The organism is Pseudonocardia sp. N23, from assembly GCF_002583555.1.
Lineage (GTDB): Bacteria > Actinomycetota > Actinomycetes > Mycobacteriales > Pseudonocardiaceae > Pseudonocardia.
In genome coordinates, this window is record NZ_BEGX01000007.1 from 1 (window position 1) to 23,244 (window position 23,244).

27 protein-coding genes are annotated in these 23,244 nt (G+C 68.9%); 15 read left to right on the plus strand and 12 right to left on the minus strand.

All coding sequences use genetic code 11. From position 1 onward, the window contains the following. Together TOK_RS04240 and TOK_RS04245 are read left to right on the plus strand one after the other, a co-directional pair. Positions 1-673: right-handed parallel beta-helix repeat-containing protein (locus TOK_RS04240; RefSeq protein ID WP_141566251.1), on the plus strand; the 673-nt coding region annotated here is incomplete at its 5' end. 152 nt (positions 674-825) lie between these two features. After that, entirely contained in the window at positions 826-1,713 is an 888-nt protein-coding gene (locus TOK_RS04245) for a serine protease (RefSeq protein ID WP_172457397.1), read from the plus strand. A gap of 138 nt (positions 1,714-1,851) precedes the next feature. Here TOK_RS04245 and TOK_RS04250 read toward each other — a convergent pair whose 3' ends face one another. The 3 genes from TOK_RS04250 to TOK_RS04260 all read right to left on the minus strand — a co-directional run bounded on the left by TOK_RS04250 (position 1,852) and on the right by TOK_RS04260 (position 3,113). Beyond that, positions 1,852-2,298 (minus strand): hypothetical protein, encoded by a 447-nt coding sequence (locus TOK_RS04250; RefSeq protein WP_098956468.1) that lies wholly within the window; start codon positions 2,296-2,298, stop codon positions 1,852-1,854. Positions 2,299-2,330: 32 nt separating this feature from the next. Further along, positions 2,331-2,501 (minus strand): hypothetical protein, encoded by a 171-nt coding sequence (locus TOK_RS32335; RefSeq protein ID WP_172457398.1) that lies wholly within the window; start codon positions 2,499-2,501, stop codon positions 2,331-2,333. Between the two features lie 96 nt (positions 2,502-2,597). After that, a complete protein-coding gene (locus tag TOK_RS04260; protein ID WP_098956470.1) occupies positions 2,598-3,113 on the minus strand; it encodes a hypothetical protein in 516 nt (171 codons plus the stop codon). Between the two features lie 274 nt (positions 3,114-3,387). Here TOK_RS04260 and TOK_RS04265 point away from each other — a divergent pair, with 274 nt between their 5' ends. Next, complete coding sequence (locus TOK_RS04265) at positions 3,388-4,017, plus strand: hypothetical protein (RefSeq protein ID WP_141566252.1); 630 nt, start codon at positions 3,388-3,390, stop codon at positions 4,015-4,017. A gap of 76 nt (positions 4,018-4,093) precedes the next feature. Here the strand turns inward: TOK_RS04265 and TOK_RS04270 are convergent, their stop codons facing one another. From TOK_RS04270 to TOK_RS04305, 8 genes are all read right to left on the minus strand, one after another. After that, positions 4,094-4,468 (minus strand): hypothetical protein, encoded by a 375-nt coding sequence (locus TOK_RS04270; RefSeq protein ID WP_098956472.1) that lies wholly within the window; start codon positions 4,466-4,468, stop codon positions 4,094-4,096. Between the two features lie 216 nt (positions 4,469-4,684). Continuing rightward, the gene (locus tag TOK_RS04275) at positions 4,685-6,400 is read right to left on the minus strand and encodes an IS1634 family transposase (protein WP_253258174.1); all 1,716 of its coding nucleotides are present in this window, start codon (positions 6,398-6,400) and stop codon (positions 4,685-4,687) included. A 75-nt stretch (positions 6,401-6,475) separates the two neighbouring features. After that, positions 6,476-6,961 (minus strand): hypothetical protein, encoded by a 486-nt coding sequence (locus TOK_RS04280; protein WP_098956474.1) that lies wholly within the window; start codon positions 6,959-6,961, stop codon positions 6,476-6,478. Then, the gene (locus TOK_RS04285; protein WP_098956475.1) at positions 6,921-8,132 is read right to left on the minus strand and encodes an amidohydrolase family protein; all 1,212 of its coding nucleotides are present in this window, start codon (positions 8,130-8,132) and stop codon (positions 6,921-6,923) included. The genes TOK_RS04280 and TOK_RS04285 overlap by 41 nt, the downstream gene beginning before the upstream one ends. Continuing rightward, a complete protein-coding gene (locus tag TOK_RS04290) occupies positions 8,129-9,301 on the minus strand; it encodes an MAB_1171c family putative transporter (protein WP_098956476.1) in 1,173 nt (390 codons plus the stop codon). The genes TOK_RS04285 and TOK_RS04290 overlap by 4 nt, the downstream gene beginning before the upstream one ends. Then, positions 9,298-9,810, minus strand: coding sequence for a hypothetical protein (locus tag TOK_RS04295; protein WP_098956477.1), 513 nt, complete (start codon positions 9,808-9,810; stop codon positions 9,298-9,300). The genes TOK_RS04290 and TOK_RS04295 overlap by 4 nt, the downstream gene beginning before the upstream one ends. A gap of 229 nt (positions 9,811-10,039) precedes the next feature. Further along, positions 10,040-10,381, minus strand: a complete 342-nt coding sequence (locus TOK_RS04300) for a hypothetical protein (protein ID WP_098956478.1) — start codon at positions 10,379-10,381, stop codon at positions 10,040-10,042. A gap of 158 nt (positions 10,382-10,539) precedes the next feature. Further along, positions 10,540-10,986: a helix-turn-helix transcriptional regulator gene (locus tag TOK_RS04305; RefSeq protein WP_098956479.1), complete on the minus strand. Its 447-nt coding sequence runs from the start codon at positions 10,984-10,986 to the stop codon at positions 10,540-10,542. A gap of 686 nt (positions 10,987-11,672) precedes the next feature. On the opposite strand from TOK_RS04305, the gene TOK_RS04310 reads away from it, so the two are divergent. Genes TOK_RS04310 through TOK_RS04320 form a run of 3 tightly spaced genes read left to right on the plus strand, consistent with a single transcriptional unit; the run spans position 11,673 to position 13,311 of the window. Continuing rightward, entirely contained in the window at positions 11,673-12,638 is a 966-nt protein-coding gene (locus TOK_RS04310) for a hypothetical protein (protein WP_253258175.1), read from the plus strand. A gap of 60 nt (positions 12,639-12,698) precedes the next feature. Further along, positions 12,699-12,968, plus strand: coding sequence for a hypothetical protein (locus tag TOK_RS04315; protein ID WP_098956480.1), 270 nt, complete (start codon positions 12,699-12,701; stop codon positions 12,966-12,968). A gap of 34 nt (positions 12,969-13,002) precedes the next feature. Further along, the gene (locus tag TOK_RS04320; protein WP_098956481.1) at positions 13,003-13,311 is read left to right on the plus strand and encodes a hypothetical protein; all 309 of its coding nucleotides are present in this window, start codon (positions 13,003-13,005) and stop codon (positions 13,309-13,311) included. 67 nt (positions 13,312-13,378) lie between these two features. Here the strand turns inward: TOK_RS04320 and TOK_RS04325 are convergent, their stop codons facing one another. After that, entirely contained in the window at positions 13,379-13,765 is a 387-nt protein-coding gene (locus TOK_RS04325) for a hypothetical protein (protein WP_141566253.1), read from the minus strand. A gap of 294 nt (positions 13,766-14,059) precedes the next feature. On the opposite strand from TOK_RS04325, the gene TOK_RS33200 reads away from it, so the two are divergent. The 9 genes from TOK_RS33200 to TOK_RS04375 all read left to right on the plus strand — a co-directional run bounded on the left by TOK_RS33200 (position 14,060) and on the right by TOK_RS04375 (position 22,968). Continuing rightward, the gene (locus TOK_RS33200) at positions 14,060-14,563 is read left to right on the plus strand and encodes a hypothetical protein (RefSeq protein ID WP_216361849.1); all 504 of its coding nucleotides are present in this window, start codon (positions 14,060-14,062) and stop codon (positions 14,561-14,563) included. Positions 14,564-14,575: 12 nt separating this feature from the next. Then, on the plus strand, positions 14,576-14,854 hold the full coding sequence (locus TOK_RS04335; RefSeq protein WP_014203862.1) for a hypothetical protein: 279 nt from the start codon (positions 14,576-14,578) through the stop codon (positions 14,852-14,854). Between the two features lie 112 nt (positions 14,855-14,966). Next, on the plus strand, positions 14,967-15,560 hold the full coding sequence (locus TOK_RS04340; RefSeq protein WP_141566255.1) for a hypothetical protein: 594 nt from the start codon (positions 14,967-14,969) through the stop codon (positions 15,558-15,560). Beyond that, entirely contained in the window at positions 15,553-16,884 is a 1,332-nt protein-coding gene (locus tag TOK_RS31490) for a hypothetical protein (RefSeq protein WP_141566256.1), read from the plus strand. Before TOK_RS04340 ends, TOK_RS31490 begins: the two co-directional genes overlap by 8 nt. Next, a complete protein-coding gene (locus TOK_RS04350; protein WP_098956485.1) occupies positions 16,881-18,365 on the plus strand; it encodes an SCO6880 family protein in 1,485 nt (494 codons plus the stop codon). The genes TOK_RS31490 and TOK_RS04350 overlap by 4 nt, the downstream gene beginning before the upstream one ends. A 37-nt stretch (positions 18,366-18,402) precedes the next feature. Then, a complete protein-coding gene (locus TOK_RS04355) occupies positions 18,403-19,920 on the plus strand; it encodes a hypothetical protein (RefSeq protein ID WP_098956486.1) in 1,518 nt (505 codons plus the stop codon). Continuing rightward, positions 19,917-21,791 carry a type IV secretory system conjugative DNA transfer family protein gene (locus tag TOK_RS04360; RefSeq protein ID WP_098956487.1) on the plus strand — a complete coding sequence of 625 codons (1,875 nt, stop codon included), beginning with the start codon at positions 19,917-19,919 and terminating at the stop codon, positions 21,789-21,791. Before TOK_RS04355 ends, TOK_RS04360 begins: the two co-directional genes overlap by 4 nt. After that, positions 21,788-22,384 (plus strand): DUF4913 domain-containing protein, encoded by a 597-nt coding sequence (locus tag TOK_RS04365; protein WP_098956488.1) that lies wholly within the window; start codon positions 21,788-21,790, stop codon positions 22,382-22,384. Before TOK_RS04360 ends, TOK_RS04365 begins: the two co-directional genes overlap by 4 nt. A gap of 242 nt (positions 22,385-22,626) precedes the next feature. Continuing rightward, positions 22,627-22,968 (plus strand): hypothetical protein, encoded by a 342-nt coding sequence (locus tag TOK_RS04375; RefSeq protein WP_216361850.1) that lies wholly within the window; start codon positions 22,627-22,629, stop codon positions 22,966-22,968. The last annotated feature ends 276 nt before the right edge of the window (positions 22,969-23,244 follow it).

Sequence of the window (23,244 nt, forward strand, 5' to 3'; positions counted from 1 at the left end):
CGCCAACGTGCACGGCAACAACGCCCGCGGCACCTCGGCCAGCAACGAGGCCATTTCCATCGTCGGCACGAAGACCTTCGAGATCGTCGGCTCGGCCGTGCACGACAACGGCGAGGAAGGCATCGACGCCAAGTACGAAGCCGCCGACGGGCTCATCCACGACAACCAGGTGTGGGGCAACCGCGGCCCGAACATCTACCTCGACTCCGCCACGAACCTCACCGTCACGCACAACCAGGTGTGGGGGGCCACCGAGGCCAGCAAGTCCGGCATCGGGCTGGCCGTGGAGGACTACTCCACCACCCGCCGCCTGTCCGGGATCACGGTCAGCGACAACGTGGTGCGCGACAACGTCGGCGCCGGGATCGACTTCTGGGTCGAGTCCAGCGGGCAGCTCTCCGACGTCACGATCACCGGCAACAAGCTCGGCGGCAACAAGCGCGGCGCGATCACCTACAACACCGACTCCCTCAGCGCGATCACCGTGCGTGCCAACACCTTCGGCGACGGCAACACCCCACCCGCCGCGCACCCCGGCGTGACCCTGCTCGGCAACGTCACCGGCGTCATCCCCCAGGTCACCACCGCCCTGCTCGGCTCAGGGACATCGAGCGGCCCGGGGACATCGAGCGGCCCGGGGTCGCGGCCGGGATCCTCGGCGGAGGATCAGTGACCGCGCCTCGCCCCCGCCGGCGCTCGACCCGCGCCGCGCTAACGGCCCTAACCGCCTTCACGGTCGGCGGTTCGGCCCTCGTCGCCGCCGCTGCCCCCTCCACTCAGCTCCATGCTGCCGGTCCGGTCCGAGTTGCCCACGCCGACGGCGTCGTGGCGCCGCTGGCCTCGCCGTCGGGCCGGTACGGGCCGTCGCGGGCCCGCCCCGTGCGCGACGGGACGGTCCCAGCGGACAGCACTCACCGGCCGGCCCTCGACGCCGCCGCGGCCGCGGCCGCGGGCGCGGGCGGGGACGACTCGCGTGGCGCGCTGTACCGGGCGCCGCGCTCGGCGTCGGTGGGGCAGCTGCTATCGGCCACGACGTCCTGCACGGCCACCGTCGTGGGCTCGCGCACCGGGAACGTCGCGGTCACCGCGGCCCACTGCGTGTACTGGCCCGCGGCCGGGCCGATGGCCGCGGAACTGCCCGGCCCGCCCGGGTGGCTTGCGCTCGGCGAGCTCATCCCCGGCCGCGCCGGCGACACCACCCCCTACGGGCGGTGGCCGGTGCAGCGGGCCTGGGTCGACCCGCGCTGGACCCAGACCGGTGACCCGACCTTCGATGTGGCGTTCCTGCGCCTGGCCCCGCGCGACGGGCGGTCCGTGGCCGCCGTCGCCGGGTCGCAGACCATCACGTTCACCCTGCCCACCCCGGGCGCGCCGGTGACGGTGTTCGGGTATCCCGCCGAGGCCCCGTTCGACGGGCTGAGCCTGCGTCGATGCGCGTCGAGCGCGGTCACGATCAACCACGACCAGTGGGGTGCGCTGCAGATGCCGTGCGCGGTGACCCCGGGCGCCTCCGGCGGGCCGTGGCTGACCCGGTTCGACCCGGCCACCGGCGCCGGCACCGTCACCGCGGTCACCCAGCTACGTCGACCGCACCAGCGGGCGGCTGTCCGGCATCCCGATCGGCCGCTTCGCGGCCGCGCTCTACCAGGCCGCCGACCAAGCAGGCACCCGGTGAACCGCCCTCCACAGCCGCGCTCGCGCGTGGGCGGGTAGGCCTGCGGTGGGGTCCTCGCGCACCACGCTGGTGTCACCGCGATCGCTATCGTCGGCTGGCGGCCTTGCCGGAGTGCATGTCCGCCAGCCGACGTTACCCCACAGCAGGACTCAGGCATCTACTGATCTACCTGAGCGTCAGGGCTTGGCGCCGCCGTAGTAGTTCGGCGTAGCGCGGACGACGGTCGCCTCGTCGACGACGTCTCCGTCCTGGAAAAGGGTGACGCGCCAGATGCCGGTCTTGCCGCCGTTGCTTGGCCCCCGCTCTGCAACGAAGCTGTCGAACCCGGCTCGGGCGTCGTGGCTGCTGGCGAACCACCTGGCGCCGGGCTGCGACTCGCCTGCTCCCCGGAACTCGATCCGATGCTCTTCTACGGTGCCCGCTCGCATGCTCACGCCGCCTGGGCTCGCGCCGAGTCGCTGAGTGGGCGGGCTGCCCAGCACGTACTGTCCCTCCGGCGCCACACCGAGCCAGTCGTAGCGGCCGCTCTCGATCTTCGCCCACAGTGCTTCGGCGTTGCGGACGAACTCGATGCGCGTGTAGAGCTGCTGGCCGGGCTGGTAGTCGTCGTAGGACCGTGGCACGGGCGAGACGGTAGCGGTCTTACGGTCGGCGATCAGCTGAGCAGGTCCGGGGAATGAATCTCGAGGACATCTAGAGCAACCTCCGGCCGTCGTCTGATCGCGGCTCTGAGCTGCTTCTCCATGAATCGGTCACGGCCAGCGTCGATCGCGTCTTGTGCGCCATCTCGTCCCTCCGCCAGACCTTCGGTCAGCAGGAACTCCACCAGGTCTTCGAGGCCAGGGCGGTACCGCCGGCCGCCGACGGGAAGGTGGAGTCGGTCGAACTTGCGTGGCGGGGTCACTCCGTTCGAGGTGCCGGCTCAGTCGGAACCCGCTCCGTTCGGCGCGTGCATCCGCCAACTGAAGCTCATCCGCCCGAGACTCCACGTTCTCTGTTCGACCTCCTCGTCAACGACGAGTTCGGGTCGTTCGTCCATGATCCGGCGCCAACGCAGACCGTCGCTGTCGGTGAACTCGATCGTGTACTTGGTGTCGTCGGCGGCGGACCAGTTCAGCATCGACACGCCGAGGTGCTCTCCGTCGGCCGTCGTGTGGTGGTGCTGCCAGGAACCGTCAATCAGGGCGTTCGGGCCTCCGGGCGGGAGCACGCGGATGACCTTCGGCCGGTGCCCTTGGTAGAACACGCCGTTCACGCGGTTCTCGACGGTCGCGGTGACCGACACATCGCGGACCGGTGCCGCCGAGTAGTTGATCATTTGGAAGCCGGCCTCCATCGGCGTCGCGATGATCATCGCCGCCATGCGCTGCGATGCCTCGAACGCAGCTCGCTCGGCACGATGCCGCTCCCGGCGAGGAAGCCACAGCGCGACGATCACAGCGAGCGTGGTCGCGATAGCGCCGCCAACCTGGCCCCAGGCCGACAGCCAGTCAGCGAAGTTTGGTCCTTGATCCACACGCTGCGTTCGTTGGCGTTCGACCGGCCGTTACTGCGGCAGCGCAGATTCCGAGGGACGTCAGGCTGCATGTAACAAGGCCGAGAGCTGGCGCGAATACCTGATGCCGGCCGCAGCGCTCTTGCTGCTCTCGGCTCACAGCACCCCGTCGGGGGGTGCTGCACGCTACGAGTCCTGTCGGAGGACCCTCATGGCCTTGAGCCGTCTTGCCCGCGATTTCGCCGCGGAGATCAACTATCATGACTGGTCGGACGCGCCGTACCGACTCGACCGGGCCGGTCACCAGCGGGACCACGACCGCCACAACGCGACGCCGGACGTCCTCAACCAGGCCGAGACGGACAACGTCCGCACCAACGTGATGTGGGTCGTCGCCCAAGTGCTCGGCCACGCCGACCCCAACTTTGACGTGTTCGAGTTCGCCGAGTGGTGCGGCGTTGACACCCGCACCTCAGCCGGGCGCGCCCGTTCAGGACATATCCCCGCGGGCCTTCGCCACGATCTTGAGACCGGTGCACTGGCGCGCCCCGGAGACCCCGAGGTCTGGGACGAGGACGCCCCGGCCGCGCCCAGTCCGGTCGACACCCGGCCGGACCAGGTGGGCACGGCTGCGCAGCGGGCACGTACGTGGCCGGCTGACCCGAACACGCCGGGCTTCGTGACAGCCCGCAGCCGCAACATCCACCGGTCGCTGGACTGCGTGAAGTACACGCACAGCGTGCACGTGGCACGCACGCGCGGACGCACAGTTCACCCGCCGGTCTGGACGACCACAGGCGCCGCACGGGGCAACCAGAAGGGCATCTGTTCGCACTGCTGGTCCTGAGCCCGTAAGCCAGCACATCGGCTACATGCCGCGCTACTGCGGCATGCAGCCGATGTTGTTGCAGGACGCGAACCCCTCAGGCGTCCGCGCGCTGGAGCCCGCCTCGCGATCCCTGGTAGCCGTCCGCGGCGGTGGCCGGCGCGACGTCGACGGTGATCCGCACCTGCGGCCCGTCGCCCTCCGGGATGAGCGGGTCCTGGGCGGCGAGGACGTCCGGCGACTGCGCCTCCGGGCTGGTGAGGACCAGCCCCACCGCCTCAGCGGACCACCGGCCGAAGTCGTTGCTGCGCAACAGGTTGTAATCCCCGTTCAGGTTCCGAATGCGCCACTCCACCGCATCCGGCAGGCGATCGGACTGCGGGTCCCATCGCGGCACCGGCACGCCCCCGGTGTTGAGCCGGTCGGCGATCTCCGCGGGGGTCAGGCCATCCTCGTTGGCCCACCGGACCATCTCAGTCAGGCGCCTGGCCGGGAAGTCGGTGCTGGTGGTCGCGGTCTCGGCGTCCGCGGCCGAACGGCTCGGCGTTCTCCAGCACGATCAGGGCGCCGCTCAGGCCCGGGTTCCGCAGCTGATGTCGGTGCTGGACACGGAATCTGGGGGTTGACCTGCGAGAACGCCGAAGGCCGCCCGGACGGGCGTGTGTCCAGGCGGTGAGGTTCGTGCTGGTCAGAGCGTTGTGGCGGGCCCGAGTTCGATGATCTTCTTGGGTGCGTTGATGTCGAGCTTGGCGAGGATGTCGCGCTGGGCGGTGGTCAGCTCGGTGCGTTGGCGGAACGTGCCGGCGGGGCCGGTGAAGGTGCCGACGTGCAGGTCTTGGAGGTCCTCGCGGACGCGGTTCCAGGTAGCACCGGTGGTGGTCTCGACGATGCGGACCAGGAGCAGCGCGAGCCAGCAGAGGATGACGTGGGCACGGATGCGTTCTTCGAGGCGGTGATAGACCGGGCGCAGTTCCAGGGTGGTCTTCATGTCGCGCCAGCCGCGTTCGACCTGCAACAGCTGCTTGTAGCCCAGCGCGATGTCCTCCGCGGACAGGTGCGGGTCCGAGCAGCGCAGCAGGTACTTCCCGTCCAGGTTCACCTCGCCGGCGATCTTCTTGCGGTCGACGCGGAGCAGGCCCTTCGGGGTGACGCGCAGGAACCGGTTGAGCCCGGGCATGGTCGAGATGCGCCCGCGCAGCTCGGCCCGCTTGGTCACCGTGAGCCGGTCGGTGTCGGCGATGAGCGCGGTGAGCTTGCCGACCATGACCTCGCGCAGCGCGGCGTCCCGTTCGGCCTGCTCAGGGTTGAAGCAGATCACGAACCGCTCATCAGCGGCGATCTTGACCTCTTTGACCTGCAGGTTGTCCCGGACATGGCTGTAGCGGCCCTGGCGGGACAGCGCCGCGGTGGCCTCCGCGGAACCGGAGCGGAGCTTCTCTCCGATGATGTAGTGCCCGCCGCCGCGGCGCAGCTCCCTGCGGTTCTGCGTCGAGGAGAACCCGCGGTCCGCGACCCACATCACCCTCGCCAGGGTCCAGTCCCGCATGTCCTCGCGGGCCTGGCGGATCAGCGCCGAGTCGGTGGTGTTGCCCGGCCAGCACCACACCCGCACCGGGATCCCGGCGCGGGTGACGGCCATGCCGATCACGACCTGGGGCAGGTCGTCACGGGAGTCCTTCGACTTGCCGTAAGTCCGGAACCCCACCCCGCCGCCGGTGTCCTCGCCGTCGCCGTCGCCGTCGCCGTCGCCGTTGCCGTCGCCGTCGCCGGGGTCCTGGTCGGGGACCGGGCGCCCGCGGACGTCACGGGCGAGCGGGTCGTCGGGCTCGTCGGTCTGGAAGTAGGTGGAGGTGGTGTCGAAGAACAGCAGGTCGACCTCGTGATCGAGCAGGGTCGCGACCTGCCAGAACACCTCCCGTTCCAGATCGGGGGCGATGTCGAGGAGCCAGTCCATCGCCCGGTAGCAGGCGTCGTCGGAGGTCTCGGCCAGGCCGTCGATGTGCGCGCGGCGGTTCACCCAGCCCGCGGCGGCCAGCTTCGAACCCGGCGCCAGCGCCCGGTTCGCCACCAGCGCGAACAGCACCCGCTCGGTGCGCGGGTCGCGCTTGCGCCCGGTGAGCAGCCGGGTCATGACGGTGTCGATCCCGAGGCGGCGCCACAACGCGTCGAGGACCAGGGTGCCGCCGACCGGGCGCGAGGAGGTGAACGCCAGCCCCGCCGCCCCGGGCGCCTGCGAGCCGGTCAGAGCGGTGGCCGGGTCGAGCAGCCTCGTCAGCGACGCGACCAGGCGCTTGATCGCGTCGCGGTCGAGTTGGTCCTCCCGGCCGAAGCTGTGCAGCACCTTGGGCCGCGAGGTCTTCGTGGTCGGGTCCCACTCGTTGTGGGTCAGCTGCAGGTACCGCACCGCGGTGCCGTCCTTGTTTCGCCGTGTCGACACTCGTACGTGCACGTGTCCAGACGTTACATGAGTTCCAGCAGCTCAACAGTTCGAACACCGATCGAACGTGTGTCCAGTATTTTCGCCGCTTCCGGACCTGCTCCCGCTCGCTGACCTGGGAGAATACCGCGGCGTGTGTCCAGATCCGCCCATCAGCTGCGGAACGCGGGTCAGGCCGTTGCCTTTGTAGATGGACCCGAGCGCGTACCCGCCGCGCTTTTCGGGGTCCTTCACGACGTGGTCCAGCGACACGACCGCGGCGCCGGCTCGGGTGAACGGCTTCACCAGGGCAGCTCTGAACGCCGCGGCACCGTCCTCCTCGCGGATGGCCTGCCCGTGCAGTGCCATTGCCTCGTTCACGCCGTCCAGGACGACGAGAGAGGGGCTGGAGGCCGTCAGCCGTGCCACGTCCTCGTCGGTAATCGAAGCGGCCGGGCCAACGAACAGGAACCGCAGTTCGACGAGGGCGTGCTCGCCTTGGTATTCGTCACCCGGCGGTTTGGAGAGCAGACAGCTCGCCGCGGGCAATGACAAGGCGTGGGGTGCGCAATGAGTCGAGGGCCAATCGTGGATCACCATCTACCGCGATGAGGTCCGCGCACAGGCCTGGCTCAAGGCGGCCGGTGATGTCGGCGAGCCCGAGTGCAGCCGCAGCCCCGACCGTGGCGAGTTCGAGAATGCGCTCTCTAGGGAGACCAGCCCATTCGTACATCTCCAGCGCGCTGACGATGTCCCCGAAGGGCGCGTTCGCTGTGCCGGCACGGGTCCCGATGAGCAGCCTGACCCCCAGGCTGTCGAGCCAGGGCAAGCGGTCGTAGAAGGCCTCACGGGCGCGCGCCTCGCCCATGTTCTCGACAACCAGGCGCCATCGTCGAGAACCGACGACGCACACCGAGGTGCCCAGGGCTGCCATCTTCGCAGCGACAGCAGAGCTACGCGTCACCTGCCGCTCGCCGCTTACCCAGCTGCAGTGTCCGATGATGTCGGCTCCTGCTAGTACCGCGCGCTCGATCGCGTCGGATGCGTGCGCCTGGGCCGTTATCGGCAGGCCGGCGCGATGGGCTTCGTCGACGGCGGCGACCATTTCTTCCTGGCTGTATGTGGCCTGCCACGTCGGTGGGCTGTCGGGGCTGAGGTGACCACCGCTGGCAATCAGGGAGATGTGGTCGGCCCCGAGGCCCGCTCGAGCCTCGACCGCCTTACGGACACCAACTTCTCCTGTCGCTTCACCGCCGAAGAAGTCCCCGTCCCCGCCTTGCGTGGTCACCGGTGCGCCGCAAGCGAGAAGGCGGGGTCCGCGGCGTGCGCCGGTGAGGATCTCGTCACGCAGCTCGACGGCGACACCCTCCACGTCACCGGCGTCGCGCATGGTTGTCACTCCGGCGAGCAGGGCCTCCTCCGCGTGCTTTGCTGCTGTGGCTAGCAGCTGTGCGCGGTTTCCTCGGACAGCCGACAGGGCCTTGACAGGATCTGCACTGCCGTCGAGCACGAGGTGGGCGTGGGCGTCGACAAGTCCGGGAAGCAGGGTGGAAGCCGAGCAGTCGATCACCGTCTCGGCGCCGCCCGCCGCCGCGAGGACCGCCGCCCGCGGCCCGACGGCAGCGATCTTCTCCCCACGGATGAGGACAGCACCGTCCTCGATCGAGGCGCCGGGCGGGCCAATCAACACCCGGCCGCCCAGAATCAGCATGTCTGTCATCGCGTCGCTCCACTCCCCCGAGATTGTGGACGCTGTGCCGACCCTACTCGGCCGAGCGCCCTGGAGATCTCTACGAGCCGGTCTGTGTCTCTACGGACTGCTGCGCTGGTCGACACTTGTTCCTGCTCTGCCAGGTGGCCGAGGTCTGGGTGCTGCTTGAGGACCTCGACGAGAGCAAGCGCCGCTGGACTGGTCGTGTCGTCGCCGCGAAGATGATCGCGGACCTTAGTCAGGGCGTCGTAGCACTCGGCCCGTCGTCGATGCAGGCGGTAATCGACATCGACACCTCGCAGCCGTCGGCTCGTGGTCTCTGTCTCGGATTCGGTGACCTGGCCTCCGCCTTGTGGACCGGAGGGCTTGGGCTTGAGCTTGAACTCAGGGTGCAGCGCCATGGCCGCCTCCCACAGGGGCCGGAGCCCGACGTAGGACCGGAGCTGCCAACACCAGTAGCTGAAAGCTTTCAACCGCCCGACGAGGGTCGGCAGCATGAACCCGAGCACGATGGAAGGCGCCGCGATCGAGTTCACGGCCGTTGCCACCATCGCCGGGACTCTGAGGTGTGGTCCACCGAAGTAGACAATCACGACGAAGATAGCGTTTACTACACAGAAGGCGCCGACCAACGCGTTACCGATTCCGGTCAGTGCGAACCCGACCCGGATATGCCCCGCAGCTCTGCGAGCCTGCCTGAACATCCACACGCTACATCCGATCAGGATGCAACTAAAATAGGTACCAGCGCTGACATAGAACAGCGCAGCAGGCAGTCCCTGCAGGCTCGTTCTCTCGTAGTTCAAGTTAGAGCCGGACACGACTATCCCGATCACTAGGACAGTCAGCAGGAGAGCAACCGCGGCAGCGGTCCCGATGGCCATCCGAACCTTGTGGCTATCAACGACCTCGCGCGCCATGTGGAGCCAGAACAGACGCAAGGCCAGGGTCGCCACAACGATGACGAGGTTGACGAGCAGAATGCGAATTGCCGGGTTGAGCGCGGCGAGGAGTTCCCCGGGCTCAGCAAGGATTCGCAACGCCACGGAACCGCAGACCGCAAACAACGCAATGGTGATGGCCCATGACCCCAGGCTCGCGGCACGGTGGCGCAGCCGGTAGCCCTGCCAGACCAGGACGAGAACGCCTACGACGAGGATCGCAGGCGCCGTCCTCACGCCCAGACCCCAGGGTCTCCGAGCGCTGATTCCAGGCGCTCGTTCGTGGCTCCCCAGGACGTCTCCCTCGGGAGTTCAACCCACCTCATCAGCAGGGTTGCCATAGTTTCGGCCTCCCACTCGATCGGGTCGTCGTAGACGGTAGACGTGCCCGAACGCACTGCTCCCGGCTTCTTCGGAACAGGGCCGAAGATCAAATCGATCATATCTCCGGAGACTTCGTGGAATTCATCTCGGGATGGCGCCTTGAACGTGTGGTTTACGGCCAGGCGCGGATGCCCGCATATAAGGTGGGCCATCTCATGAAGGATGATGTGCACCTGATGCGTCCGTGTTGTCTGCTGCTGATACATGATCACGTCGCAGTACTCGTCACCACCGGTGATGCCGAACGCCGCATCGACTGGCAGGTCGGCTGGAACCAGATCGAGCGCCTTTCCGCGGTGCGCACCGAAGCGCTCAGCAAACAGCTCGATGTCCAGCGGCGGTCGCAAGTCCAGCGCAGCCACGGTCGCGCGCGCGAGCCTATGTAGCGATCGTCTGTTCATTACGCTCTCAAGTCTTCCTCTCGCGCGGGCCCGCACATCGCGGCGAACTATTCTGATCGCCGCTGACGGCCAGAAGGGCGGAGGTGCGCCAAAACCACCAGAAGGATTATCAGTCGCTACTCGACGCGCTCGACGTCTGCCGTTGATCTAGGTCGTTCAGGTGAGGCGGATTGCCAGTCGCCACTCGGCCTCACTGTGAGTGGCGGGCGACCGCACGCGCCAAAGGCACGAGGATCGCCTCGAGGTCACTCGTCCCGACCTCTCCAACCCGGCACGGGCCGCAGAATCGCAGAACGCGGAGCTCGAAGTCGTCATCGTCGAGGTACTGGACCGGGACTCGGAAGAGGCCCGCGAGGGCTTCGAGCGCGTCTCCATCGCGCGTCTCAGTACGCCCAGCAATTGCCTCGTCGAGCCAGCCCAGCCGGACTCCTGCAGCGCGGAGAGCGACGTTGAGGTCGCGCCAGGTCCATCCGGGAGCCCTCTCTCGGAGCAGGCGCGAGACCTTCTCCCTGAGTCGAGTGTTAGCGCTCATGTGGCTCACCTCCGCCGCGCTGGCAGAAGCGCGAAGTACCGGCAGAGAAGTAGGACGGTCACCGGCAGAGTCCGCGTTCGCTTCAGCGAACAACTTTGCTAATCGTTCGCTATGCTACCGGACAGTCCCCCTGGCTCCGGAGCCATCGACGGTCCGTTCTACGAGCTCGCGCCGTCGCCGCGCGCCTGTCGGCGTTTCTGGAGGTGCGCCTCAACGAGTGAAGCCAGCGCCGCACGATCGCCGTCGTCGAGGCTAGCGGTCCGCTCGGCCAGCTCGATCAGGTGCAGGTCGCGATGTCGGGCCTCGATCTTGTCGAGTTCGGCGTCGACCCGTGCAGCCACCTCAGGATCGGTGAAGTACCCCGCGCTAACCCCGAACGCCTGTGCGAGCTGGATCACTCGGTCCAGCGTTGGACTGGTTTTGATGCCATTGCGCAGCTCAGAGAGGTATGCGGGCGAGATCGACCCGCCCTGCTCCTTCACTCGCGCAGCAATCTCCCTCGTACTGAACGGGCCGGCGCCCACCGGATGCATCACCTCGAAGAGCCTGTTGAGCTTCTCGGCGAACGTACTCGGCCGGCGCGCTGAGGCGCTCCCGTCAGTCATCGGCCTCCCTCGACTCGCATGCCACCACTCCCGCTGTGAGCGTCAGAGCGAACACATAGGCCACGAGTGTTCGCTGGCATGTTCGTTCGCTACTTAGTGTTCGCTGACGTCTGCTATGTTCGCCAGCGTAGTCGAACGGTCACGGAAAGACAGGGGCAAATCCTGCTCCGCTGCCGCTAGGCGACGGGTCCCCTGCCGAGGGCGGAACGTCGTTCACGCAGGTTTCGTGCTGTTCGCGCTGATCGGGGGTGAGGGCCACGATGTTGGAAGATGAGTCGCGAGCTGGCGAGAGAACACCCAAGTGCGCCCTTCCGGGGTGTGAGACCAGTGTCCCCAGGTCGCTGGATGGGCGGCCACCGCGCCGGTACTGCTCACCGGAGCACCACGCACGCGATCGCGCACGGACGGCCGCCTCCACCGCGGTCGAGGACTCCGTGCCACCGCTGTCGTCCACGGACGCTGGACCGCGCGCCGCATCCGTTGACCAAGCATCCCTGAGCCTCTCCGATTCCAGAGTGGCCCACAGGCTGCGCCCTCGTCCAGCGCGACGTCTCGTTGCGGTCGCGGGAGCCGCTGCGGTACTCGCCACCTGCGGCCTGTTCGTGATCCACGAACGCGTCGACTCCTTCAACTCCGACCACGTACCCCGACCCGTCGCCCCTGCGTCCTGGGAATCCCAGGCTCGAGTGGCGCTGAGCTCGATCGACCGACAGCTCGCCACGATCGCGACAACGGAGGCCGTGTGGAACACGCAGATCGCCCCGCTGTACGCGGGAACGCCGGAACAGGTCCGGGCGATGCTGACGCGGAAGACGATGCTCGAGCAGCAGCGCGCCGCGCTTCAGAGCCAGCTTGCAACCCTGAATCAGCTCGCAGAGGCGCGCGCAGCGATTGCCGACCTGGATCGGCAGATCGCACAGGTGACCGCCACACTCAACAGCCTGCCGCCCGCGGGCCGGTTGAGTCCCGATCAACTCTATGTACGCGACGCGCTTACCGCGCGGCGTGACCTGCTCCTGCAGGAACGTGCGGCCCGACAAGCCGACATCGATCGGCTACAGCAAGGCGTCGTGGCCGCTCAGCTCAGCCCGGTTCCCGATCCGGTCGACGAGACCACTCCTCTGACGCAACAGGTCCTCGACTTGCGCAATCATCCGCCAGCGCCAGCACCGCCCTCGCCCCAGCCGGCACCCCCGTCCACCAACTCCGGCGCCCGACGGGACCAGACGATCCTCGCCAGCGAGGATGTACCCAGGTCGGCTCAGGCACCGGCCTCGGCTGGTCTTCGCCCCCCTAGCGGTGTGGTTGAGGCAGTCACCAAACCGGTCCGTGCTGTGAACCGGCAGGCGACGCCGACGCATGCAAACAGCAGCTCATCGAGCAGGTCCGACACCGCAGGAACCGGGAAAGCCTCATCGCGCAACCCGTCGCCTCCACCGGAACGCGACAGCTCGGACGCTTCACGTTCGGACAGCGACTCGGCTGCTCCGGCTCCCCGCTCCGCATCTGCATCGCGGCGCTCGAGCGGGGCGAGCTCGGGTGGCACATCGAGTGGGTCGTCCGCGCAGCAGGCCTATGACTACGCGATGAACACCCCGCAGGGACGGATGGCCGGCTTCATTGCGGGGGCCTCCGGGGCACCGGTGGGATGATCCGATGGACATCAGTGAGCCCATGAGCCCGACCTCCAAGACGAGCTCATCGGCGACGCCATGGCCGTCGGCGGTCCCCGGTTCGTCGACGAGGTCACGTTCGAGGCCACCGCTCTGGCCCAGCAGACCTGCCCCTGGGACGGTCGCGGGGACGAGCCCGAGACCTACCGCAGCGCTTGGCTAGCGCACCTCGGCCAGCTGGTCGCGGCGCGCCGCGCTGCCCTCCTCCGGTCCTCGGCAACCCCGCACCCCGACCCGAGCGATGTGTTGCCCCCGGCCGCCGAGCGGCAGCAGTCACCCTTTGACCTCGACCCGCCCATTGAGAAATGACCACTCGCCCCCAGCAGCAGCCCGGGAAGAACTCGTGAACCCGAAGGAGCAACTCATGCGGTATCCGACTACGGACGACCTGATGCCGCCAGCCGGGATCCAAGACGAGTCGAAACCGGTCGCGCTCTCCCCCGCGGTCGACGATCCCGGCATCACGCCCGCCGAGCAGCAGGATGAAGTGCGGCGTCTCGAGATTCGCGCGGCGCTCGTGGCGACGGCGACCCAGATCGTGCTTGCGATGGGCGAGCTCGACGAAGACCAGGACTGCAGCCCCCGGTTGATCGGAGCCTTGGCCGAGCTGCAGCACGCGGTGGCGCTCAGCCGCGTGGGCTCTGCTGCCTGAACTGCGGAGCGGTCAGCAGCTTCCACGAACCAAAGGAGGCATCGTCGTGATTACCATACGATCGTACTCAGTAGAGTCGTTGGCGAACTCGCCACAGCCCATCACTGCTTCGCGTGAGCTCGATCGTCGCGGCGACCGACTCGACCGGGGGGACCGCCGCACCCTGCACGTCGCAGCTGGTCCGAAGGTTCCCAGTCACCTGGACGGACACGACGCTCGCAGTCCGTGGCGCCTCGGCTGGAATCACCCCGGCCGGCCCCTCGACCGTGGTCCTGCAGCGATCCGCGACGAAGTCATCCCAGTCTGCGCCAACAGACCCGGCGCGAGCCTGCTGATACTGCCTCTGCAGCTCGCCGGTGACCACCGGCAACGCCCGGTCGATCCACTCGGTCGGGCTGGCGTCCCGATAACTCAGCTCCCTCGATGCGCGCAACCAGGCGATCGCACTGGTCACCGGATCAGAGCGCGGGACAGCGGCCTGGAGAGGGACGTCGCCCCCGGGGACTGACACGGCCGTATCACCGGAGCTTGCAGCGGAGCTGCCAGAACTGGCCACCCCGACGAAGTAGGCGGCGACCGCGAGGGCGCCGACAACGAGCACGCACACCACCGGGCCGCGCCATCTGGACCGTCGAGGCCGTGCGTGATCCATGCCCAAGTTCCACCTCATGCGCGAAGTCAGCTCCCTGCTATGCCTCCAACTGTATAGTTCTATCTCTCAGTAGTCAGTACTCAAGGAGGGTCGTCGTTGATTCCACGGCTCCACATCCCGCAGGTTGCGGGCGTCGCAGGCGGTGTGGGTACATCGACGATCGCGACCGCGCTCCGCGCCGACGACTGCGGCATCTACCGAGGCGGAGCGCCCGTCGACGTGATGGTCTGCCGGTCGACCCTCTACTCCGTCGGGTGTGCACAGCGCGCGATCAACGCCACCCCACGACCTCCCGTCCTGGCGGTCGTCAGTGACACCCCCGCGGGAGTGGGCCCCAACACCCGGTCCCGTCTGCGCATGACCGAGCCCCACGTCCAGGGGATCGTCGTTGTGCCGTTCGTCAGCGAGTGGCGAGAAACGGACGCCCCATACGAGCAGGCCCGCGACGTCTTGGCCACCGATGGGGCCAGACACCTGCGCGCGTTCACCGACGCCGTCGAGCACCTCGTCGAGTACCTCGTATCCGCTCAGGAGCGCGCGGCTTTCACGCGGAGTTCTCTGCCTCCGTTCGCTTCACTCCACCACCCGGCATTCCCCTGAGGAGCACCCTTCATGTCGCTGTGGCACACCATTCTTTCCCAGGTCCCCAATCCGCCGGCAACCGAGCCTCCGGGGCTGGGCTCTATTACCAACACCGTTCTGGGCTGGCTCAAGTACGGCGCGCTCGTCGGCGGAGTCGCCGGCCTGCTGATCTGTGCAATTCAGATCATCATCGGCCGCCGCAACAGGAATCAGTACGCAGCAGAAGGATTGACCGGATCGATGTGGGTGATTGCTGGGCTCGCCCTCGCCTCTGCTGCCGCCACGCTCGTGGGTGTCTTCACCATCTAGTCAGCCCCTGGGCGGAATCGAACGGAGTGCACGGGTGGCATACATCGTAGGAGAATACGGCGGGAAGTCTCGCCGTCGACGGCCGCTCTTCATCGTCCTCGCGGTAGTCGCCGTGGTCGTCATCGTGGCCGGCGCGTTCGTTCTTGGCCATCGCGGGACTTCGAGCGCATCGCCGCCGCGTGCCGAGCAGGGCGACCAGGCTGAGTCCATTTCATGGGAGATGGCCGGCACTCAACCTGTTCCCGTCTCAAGCGATCACGGACCGCGAATGGTCTCCGATGGTCTCGCGTCCGGCTTCAGCGACGACGAGCTCGGTGCCGTGATCGCGGCCATCAATATCGATGCGCGTCTTTCGCCCGCTCTCGGCCCGGCAGTGTACGAGCCGACCCTGCGGCAGCAGTGCGTCGGCGATATCGACGGAGTGCTTCAGGCCTTGCCGACCGTCGTCCGCCAGGGGACTCCTGATTCGACATTCCCCACGCAGTACTACTACAAGATCATCGATGGCTCCGTCGCGGCCAGGGCCCTCGATGTCTCGATCGTCGCCGCTACGCCGCAGGCTACGCAGCTCGGTGGATACGCCGAGCTCACCCGGACCGTCTACTGGTACCAGGGCGACTGGAAACTGCAGGTCCCCACGCCGCGTCCTCGCATCGTCAACTCCACGGACGGCTACACGCCGTTGGGAGGCCGACCCCATGCCTGAGTGCGATCCGACCAAACCCTATTTCGAGCAGTGCACCCAGGCGGTGCAGCAGTTGAAGGACAAGGTCAGCCCCTTCGGCGGCTGCGGTGTCGACGTCGGCTGCCACGCCGAGCAGGTTGCGCAGGACGCCTTCGAGAAGATCGCATCCCGAGCAGGCGAGGCGGCGGCGGACCTCATCGGCAAGGCCTTCACGTGGTGGATCAAGACACCCACGACGGGCCTCGACGTCGGCGAAGTCGAGAAACTCCAGAACTACACACTGCCGATCGCGGCAGCTGTTCTGGTCGGCTCCGTCCTGTTTCAGGCTATTCGCATGACCGTGTCTCGCAAGAAAGACCCGGCCGTCGCTGTTGGTCTTGGTCTCATCCGTTACGCCGTCATCACCACTATTGGCGTCGGCTTGATCGCCGCGGCACTGACCGCCGGAGATCAGTTCGCTGGATACCTGGTCGACCAGGGCGTCGACGCCTACACCGAACGAATGAAACAGATATTCGCCGTCGGGCTGGCGACGAACCCGTTCCTCCTCCTGGTCCTGGCACTCATCGGCGTGATACTTGCCGCCATCCAATGGGCCATTGCGTTTATTCGACAAGCGGGCATTGTCGTTCTGGCCGTCCTGCTACCGCTTGCGGCATCCGGCTCGATCAATGACTCGACGAAGGTGTGGATGCAGCGCATCACCCCATGGCTTCTGACACTCATCTTCTACAAGCCGATCGCCGCGATGATCTACCTCATCGGTTTCAAGCTGTTCGGCGAGAGCGACGACCTGTCCACGATGATGATCGGGCTGCTCATCATGGTGCTGGCCGTCATCGCCATGCCCGCGATGATGCGCTTCTTCTCGTGGTCCCAAGTGGCCGCGACAGGCGGCAGCGGAGCGGGCGGGGCGCTGGCGATGGGCGCGATGGGCGCGATGGGTGCCGCGTCGCTGCGGTCTCGGATGATGGAGAACTCCGGTCCGGGTAGTGCGCCCGGCGCAGGGTCTGGCGCACCGTCGGGAGGTGCGCCCGGCGGGGGCCAGGGCCAATCGCCCGGCGGAAGCGCCGGCCGCCCTGGTGGCCTCCCGGGGGGCGGGCCGAGCGGGGCCGGCGTGCCCACAGCGAACGGCGCCGGAGCGGCTGGGGGTGGCGCCGCGGCCAGCGGTGGCGCCACCTCGGGCGGCGCGGCGGCGGCGGGAGGCGGCGCGGCCGCGGGGGGCGCGGCGGCCGCGGCTGGCCCGGCCGGAGCGGCAGTGGCCGCCGGAGCCGCAGTCGCCCAGCGGGTTCAGCAGGTAGGCCACGCCGCGGTTGACGGCTTCACGAACGGTGGGCAGCAATGACGGGCGCAGAGGTGCCGACGACCCGGACCTACGGGAACTGGCGCCGCGAGAGCGGCTTCGGCATCGGCCGGCTGGGACCAGCACAGACGATGACGGTGTTCGGGGCGGTCCTCGTCCCGATCTTCTGCGTCTACATCTCCCCCAGCGTCGCGTTGTTCGTCGCGGTCGTTGCGGTCCTGGTCCTGGCGGCGGTTCTGGTGCGGGTGGGTGGCCAGTCGCTCGCGGACGTCGTCACGCGCAGCGTCCGGTTCACCCGGGCCCGGCACGCGGGCTGGACGGAGCTTTCGGGCGGGTTGCTCACCGACCACCCCCGCAAGCACGATCTTCCCGGGCCGCTCGCGCCGCTGGTGCCCCTCGACGTCGACGACGGCCGTGGCGGCAAGCAGGGTCTGCTGTGGGACCGGCGAACCGGCTGGCTCACAGCGGTGATCCGGGTCAGCCCCGTTGGGCTCGACCTCGCCGACCGGTCCCAAGCAGACGCGTGGGTCGCGGCCTGGGGGGCGTGGCTGGCCGATCTTGGCTACCAGCATCTGGTGCGCCACATCGCGGTCACCGTGGACACCGCCCCCTCGGGCGGCACGACGTTGCAGGACTACGTCAGCGAGCGGATCGACCCCCGCGCGCCGGAGACGGCCCGCTCGGTGATGAGCGAGCTGGTCGCGTCCACGCCGACGACGATCGCCGATGTCGACACCCGGGTGTCGATCACCTTCGACCCCACGCGCGCCGTGCCACGTCCTGCTGACCTGCTCGGCGCGGTGACCGAGGTGACTCGATGGCTCCCGGGCATGGAGTCCAGCTTGGCGATGGCCGGGGTCGCGGTGCTCGGCCGGGCAACGGTCGAGTGGCTGACCGGTCGGCTGCGGATCGCGTTCGACCCGGCCAGCCGACCCGACGTCGCCCGCGCCCGCACCGGCGCCGGGTCCGATCTGCTGCTGTGGAGCGAGGCCGGGCCGGTCCGCGCCCAGGAGAGCTGGGAATCGTGGCGGCACGACTCGGGGATCTCGGTGGCCTGGGCGCTGTCGGAGGCTCCTCGGCAGGCCGTGGTCGACCGGGTGCTGACCCCGCTGCTGGCCCCGGGGCCGTTCCCGCGGCGGGTGACGCTGCTCTACGAGCCCTACTCGGCCGGCACCGCCGCCACAGAGGTCGAGCGCGAGATCACGAACACGCAGGTGCGACGCGCGTTTGCCCAACGCACGCGTCGAGATGAGACCCAGCGCGAGCGCGACGACTTCGTCCGCGCGTTGCAGTCCGCGCGCGAGGAGGCAGAGGGCGCCGGCGTCGGCAAGTTCTGCCTGTATGTGTCGACCACGGTCGGCGCCGAGGAGCTGCTCCCGGCGGCCACCGCCGACGTCGAGCAGCGCGCGGGGCAGTCCAAGCTGCGGCTGCGCCGACTTCGCGGAGCGCAGGCGGCCGGGTTCTCCGCGGCGCTTGGCGTCGGGCTGAACCCGGCGGAGCTGGCGCGGCGGGCGTTTCGGTGATCGCCCTTCGCCGTCACCCCAGCTCTCGGAGGATCAGATGAGCCGGTCCCTGCGCACGACGCTGTCCCTGCGGTGGGAGGCCGCCGACGACCCGGTGCGCCGCCCTGAACGTGGCCGTATCGACCCCGCTGGAGAAGCGCGCGATCGCCCGGTCCCGCGGTCATGGGGATGGGCCGCCCCGCACAGTGGCCGCGCGGCGAACGTCGAGGCCGGGATCTCCTACCAGGGCACCACCCAGCAGGTGTGCGGGCTGTTCCCGTTCGCGGTGAGCTCTGGCGCGGCGACACCGGGTGTCCCGGTGGGCCGCCACATGCACACCGCCGAGCCGATCGGCCTCGATCCCTCGGAGTGGCTACGCGAAGGCCTCGTGTCCAACACGGGGATGTGGATCCAGGGACAGCCGGGCATCGGGAAATCCACGATCGTCAAGCGCCTGATGACCGGGCTGGTCGCCTTCGGGTTCACCGGGATCGTGCCCGGCGACGTGAAGGGCGAGTACTCGGCGCTGATCGAGAACCTCGGAGGTCGGGTCTGGCGCATCGGGCGCGGGCTGCACTCGCTCAACCCGCTCGACGCCGGGCCGCTCAAGCAGGCCGTGGCGCAGACCTCCGGGGAGGAACGCACCCGGCTGCTGGAGACGGTGCGCGCACGCCGACGCTCGCTGCTCGAGGCCCTCGTGGTCATCGTGCGCCGCGCCGAGGTCACCGTCACCGAGCGGCGTCTGCTCGACGTCGCCCTCGACCTCGCCGTCGCCGCCGACCACACGATGGAACCGACGATTCCCGACGTCGTGCGGGTGCTGACCAATCCGCCGGCCGAGCTGCTGTCCATCACGGTCTGCGAGAGCGAGCAGGCGTTCCGCCGCGACTCGCGAGACCTCCTCAACACCCTCGGGCTGCTGTGCGCCGGCGCCATCCGCGGCATCTTCGACCGCCCCTCCTCCGTCACCGCAGACCTCGACACCCCTGCCCTGTCCCTGGACATCTCCGCCCTCGACGACGACGAGGACGAGGTCGTGGCCGCGGCGATGCTGTCGTCGTGGGCGTGGGCCGCCGCGGTCATCGACGGCTCGGCCGCCATCGGCCGGCGCCGCAACGTCTTCCGCGTCCAGGACGAGCTGTGGCGGGCCCTGCGGGTCGCGCCCGGGCTGGTCGAACGATCCGACCGTGTGACCCGTCTCGGCCGCCATCGTGGCGAGGTCTCGGCACAGGTCACGCACTCACTCGACGATCTGGAAGCGCTGCCGACGGAGGCCGACCGGGCCAAGGCTCGGGGCATGGCGGCCCGCAACGGGATCATGGTGCTGGGCGGGATGGCCGACAAGGAACTCGACGGGATCCGCCGCATCACCCCGCTGACCGCGCAGGAACGTGGGCTCGTGCGGTCGTGGGCGGCGCCGCCGACCTGGGTGTCGGGCTCGGCGCACCCCGGGCGCGGGAAGTACCTGATCAAGTCCGGGGAGCGGATGGGGCTCCCGGTGGCGATGTCGCTGGTGCCGACCGAGTTGCGTCTCTACGACACCGACCAGGCCTGGCGTCGGGAGCCGCTGCGATGAGCACGACGGCGCGCCCGCCGCTGCGGCTGCATGACGCCGGGGCTCCGCTGACTCTTCTCGGCGTGCTCGCGTTCGGGTTCGTCCTGAGCCTCACCACCTGGCTGAGCGCGTTGACCGCCGCGGCTCCCGGCTTCTCGGTGCCGGCGCTGGGTAGCCCGTTCCTGCGGGCCTTGGTGCGCGGCCTCGCCGCGGGCTCCTTGGACCCGTTGGTCGGCGCCACTGGCTCCCGCTCGGCGTTCTGGTTCGCCTTTGCCGCGATGTGCTGCCCGGTCATCGGCGGCGCCGTCTCGCTCACGATGGTCGTGTCGGACCGGCTGGGCCGGCTCGGGTCACCAGCGGCGTCGCTGGCCGGGCGGCGGGACTACCGCGATATGCACGGCCGCGGGGCCCAGCAGCGCGCGGTGACCCTGCGTCCCTCGCTGTCGGAGCGTGAGCTGACCCCTGCTGATCTGGGGATTCGGCTGGGGCGTCTGGGCAAGCAGGACCTCTACGCCTCCGAGGAGGACGTGCTGCTCGAGATCGCGGGCCCGCGATCGAACAAGACCTCGGCGATGGTCGTCCCGGCGGTGCTGTCCGCGCCCGCCTCGGTGATCACCACCAGCAACAAGGTGGACGTCTACACGCTGACCGTCGGCGTGCGCTCGCAGGTCGGCCGGGTCTACGTGCTGGACCCGCAAGGGCTCTCGGGTGTCGAGCAGACCTGGTGGTGGAACCCGCTGGCGTCGATCCAGGACATGGCCGACGCGCAGCTGCTCGTCACGCACTTCTCCCAGACCATCGGCGCCGGCCACGAGCGCGCCGACCCGTACTTCACCAAGGGCGCCGAGCGCTTGCTCGGTCAGCTGCTCGTCGCGGCCGCCCGCGGCGGCTCCGGCCACAGCCTGCGCGACGTGCGGCAATGGCTCGCGACCCGCAGCGAAGAGCCGGTCCGGCTGCTGAAGGACGCCGGATTCAACGACCTCGCCGAGGGCCTGCAGGGCACTATCGAGGCCCCGGCAGATCAGCGCGGCGGCCTGTACGAGACCGCCCTGACCGCGATCAGCTGTCTGGAGTCCGAGGCCGTCGCCCGCTACGTCACCCCGCCGTCGACGTGGACGAGCGCACCTCGGATCAACCGGGTCGAGGAGTTCGACCCGTGGTCGTTCGTCGTCGTCGGGCAGGGGCCCGGCGGCGACACGTTCTACATGCTGACCCGCGAGGGCGCGGGTACCGGCGCGCCGGTCGTCGCGGCCCTGGTCGACCACCTCCTGCGCATCACCGCCGCGGCGGCCACCGCCCGTGGTGGACGAATCGACCCGCCGGTGCGCGCGGTGCTCGACGAGGCGGCGAACATCTGCCCGATCCGCAACCTGCCCGACCTCTACAGCTACTTCGGCTCGATGTCGATCCAGGTCATGACCTTCCTGCAGTCCTACGGACAGGGTGTCGCGGTCTGGGGTCGCTCGGGGATGGACAAGCTGTGGTCGGCCGCGACGATCAAGCTCGTCGGGGCCGGCGTCCACGATCCCGAGTTCTGTGAGCACGTCTCTCGGCTGATCGGCGAGCACGACGTCCCGACCTGGTCGGACCAGCGCGGCCGGGGTGGATCGTCGACGTCCTACTCGACCCGCCGCGACCGGATCCTGGCCGCATCCGATGTCGCCGCGCTGCCCAAGACGCAGGCCGTCCTGATTGCCGCCGGCCGGCGGCCCGGGCTGATCACCCTGCTGCCCTGGTACGCCGAGCGTGACGCGGACACGATCAGTGAGTACGCCGCAGAGGCCGCCGACCAGGTGCGACAGGCCGCGGTCGCTTCCCTCGGGCCGGCCAACCCGCTGGCCCGCCTGCTCACTCACGAGCGTCAGCGCACGCTCGGGAACGCCCAGCAATGACCGCCGATGAGCCCGACAACCTCGCCGCAGTCGTCTACCGGCTGGCCGGCGACCATGCCGCGCTCGCAGCCCGGGTCACCGAGGTTGAGGACCGCGTCGACGAGATCGGCAGCGTCCTCGACGACCTCGAGGCAGCGGCCGCTACCGCCGCAACGCCCGTCGACACCATCTCGACCATCGCGCCGAAGCCCGCAGCAACCGAACCTTCCGACGACAGCCCCGCCACGGTCGAGGTGGGGCTGGATCTACGGCGCCTGGTCGACTGGGTCCGGGAGAACATCGCCCTGCTGATCGAGCGCAAGCTCCCGCAGACCGGCGGGCCGCCCTACTGGTGCCGCAAGTGGTGGATGCATCCCGAGGCGATCGCCCGTTTCGAGGCCTTGCGTCGGTCGTGGGCCGAAGCTGTGACCTCGGACGAAGGCAACGCGATGGTCGTCTTCTTCGAGCATCTCGACCTTCAGCTCGGCGTGCTGTGCGCCGACTACGGGCCCTTCTCCGGATGCACCCGTGGTCACGCACCGGCCGCCACCACGCTGGGGCACGACGACCCGGACGACAGCTACTTCCGCGACTTCGAACAGATCTGCGGTTAAGCCGCCCCTGATCGCCAGCGCAGCGCTATAAGCTGCAGAAACGGAGAGCGCCGTGCCCGGCCGCCGCCGTCGACGGACCGATCCAGCCGACGACCAGCTCCGGCTGGACTTCCTGTTCAGTGGTCCCGCTGAGCCGGTGTCGGACGTCGACACCGGCGTCGCGCCGAACGGCGTCGCGCCCGAGCCGCAGACCGCCTCCGCCCCGGACCTCGTCCATGACGTCGACCTCGAGGAAGCCAGCAATGAACCGGTACGCCCAGCAAGCGATGAGCCACTGGCGACGATGGCTGCCCCAGCGCTACGTCTCGATCCCGCAGCCGGAGAGGTTCTTCACCGAGCTGGGCGAGCAGGTGGAGAGCCAGATCATCGAGCTGACGCAGACCCTGGCCGGGGACGATCCGCCGGGCGAGGGCTACATGAGCAAGCTCGGGCGGCTCAACATGGCGCGGCTGCAGGCCGAGGAGATCGTGCTGGGCGAGCTGGTGCTGCTCCCGGCGGAGCCGGGCGTCGAGGAAGGCCCGCAGGCGACGCTGCCGCGCGAGTGGGCGGACCTGGCTCAGACACCCGAGCCCCCGACTCGCTAGCCGCCGCGGCGCCGCGGCCCGCGGTCGAGCACGCCCCGGGCTCCGAGGAGGCGCGCCGCGCCGCGCATCAGCTGTCGGTGGCCGCGCGCGCGGCATTTGACGGCTCTTCACGATTGAGGGTGTAGTCGCGGTCTGAAGCCTCCGGTCTCGAGCAGGGACCGCGCGATGTAGTTGGTCAGGTTGCGGAAGCCGAGGGCGGAGCCGCGGAGGTGCTCGAGGCGACCGTTGAATCTCCTATGTTTGTCAAGCGCCAGCGAGTTCGTTCTGAGCGGCGGC

Bases quoted from the DNA above. Each gene is read 5' to 3' on its own strand.
- TOK_RS04270 (WP_098956472.1), bottom strand. From the start codon at position 4,468: ATGGTCCGGTGGGCCAACGAGGATGGCCTGACCCCCGCGGAGATCGCC.
- TOK_RS04285 (WP_098956475.1), bottom strand. From the start codon at position 8,132: ATGACAGACATGCTGATTCTGGGCGGCCGGGTGTTGATTGGCCCGCCC.
- TOK_RS04300 (WP_098956478.1), bottom strand. From the start codon at position 10,381: ATGAGCGCTAACACTCGACTCAGGGAGAAGGTCTCGCGCCTGCTCCGA.
- TOK_RS04305 (WP_098956479.1), bottom strand. From the start codon at position 10,986: ATGACTGACGGGAGCGCCTCAGCGCGCCGGCCGAGTACGTTCGCCGAG.
- TOK_RS04315 (WP_098956480.1), top strand. From the start codon at position 12,699: ATGGCCGTCGGCGGTCCCCGGTTCGTCGACGAGGTCACGTTCGAGGCC.
- TOK_RS04335 (WP_014203862.1), top strand. From the start codon at position 14,576: ATGTCGCTGTGGCACACCATTCTTTCCCAGGTCCCCAATCCGCCGGCA.
- TOK_RS31490 (WP_141566256.1), top strand. From the start codon at position 15,553: ATGCCTGAGTGCGATCCGACCAAACCCTATTTCGAGCAGTGCACCCAG.
- TOK_RS04350 (WP_098956485.1), top strand. From the start codon at position 16,881: ATGACGGGCGCAGAGGTGCCGACGACCCGGACCTACGGGAACTGGCGC.
- TOK_RS04355 (WP_098956486.1), top strand. From the start codon at position 18,403: ATGAGCCGGTCCCTGCGCACGACGCTGTCCCTGCGGTGGGAGGCCGCC.
- TOK_RS04360 (WP_098956487.1), top strand. From the start codon at position 19,917: ATGAGCACGACGGCGCGCCCGCCGCTGCGGCTGCATGACGCCGGGGCT.
- TOK_RS04365 (WP_098956488.1), top strand. From the start codon at position 21,788: ATGACCGCCGATGAGCCCGACAACCTCGCCGCAGTCGTCTACCGGCTG.
- TOK_RS04375 (WP_216361850.1), top strand. From the start codon at position 22,627: ATGAACCGGTACGCCCAGCAAGCGATGAGCCACTGGCGACGATGGCTG.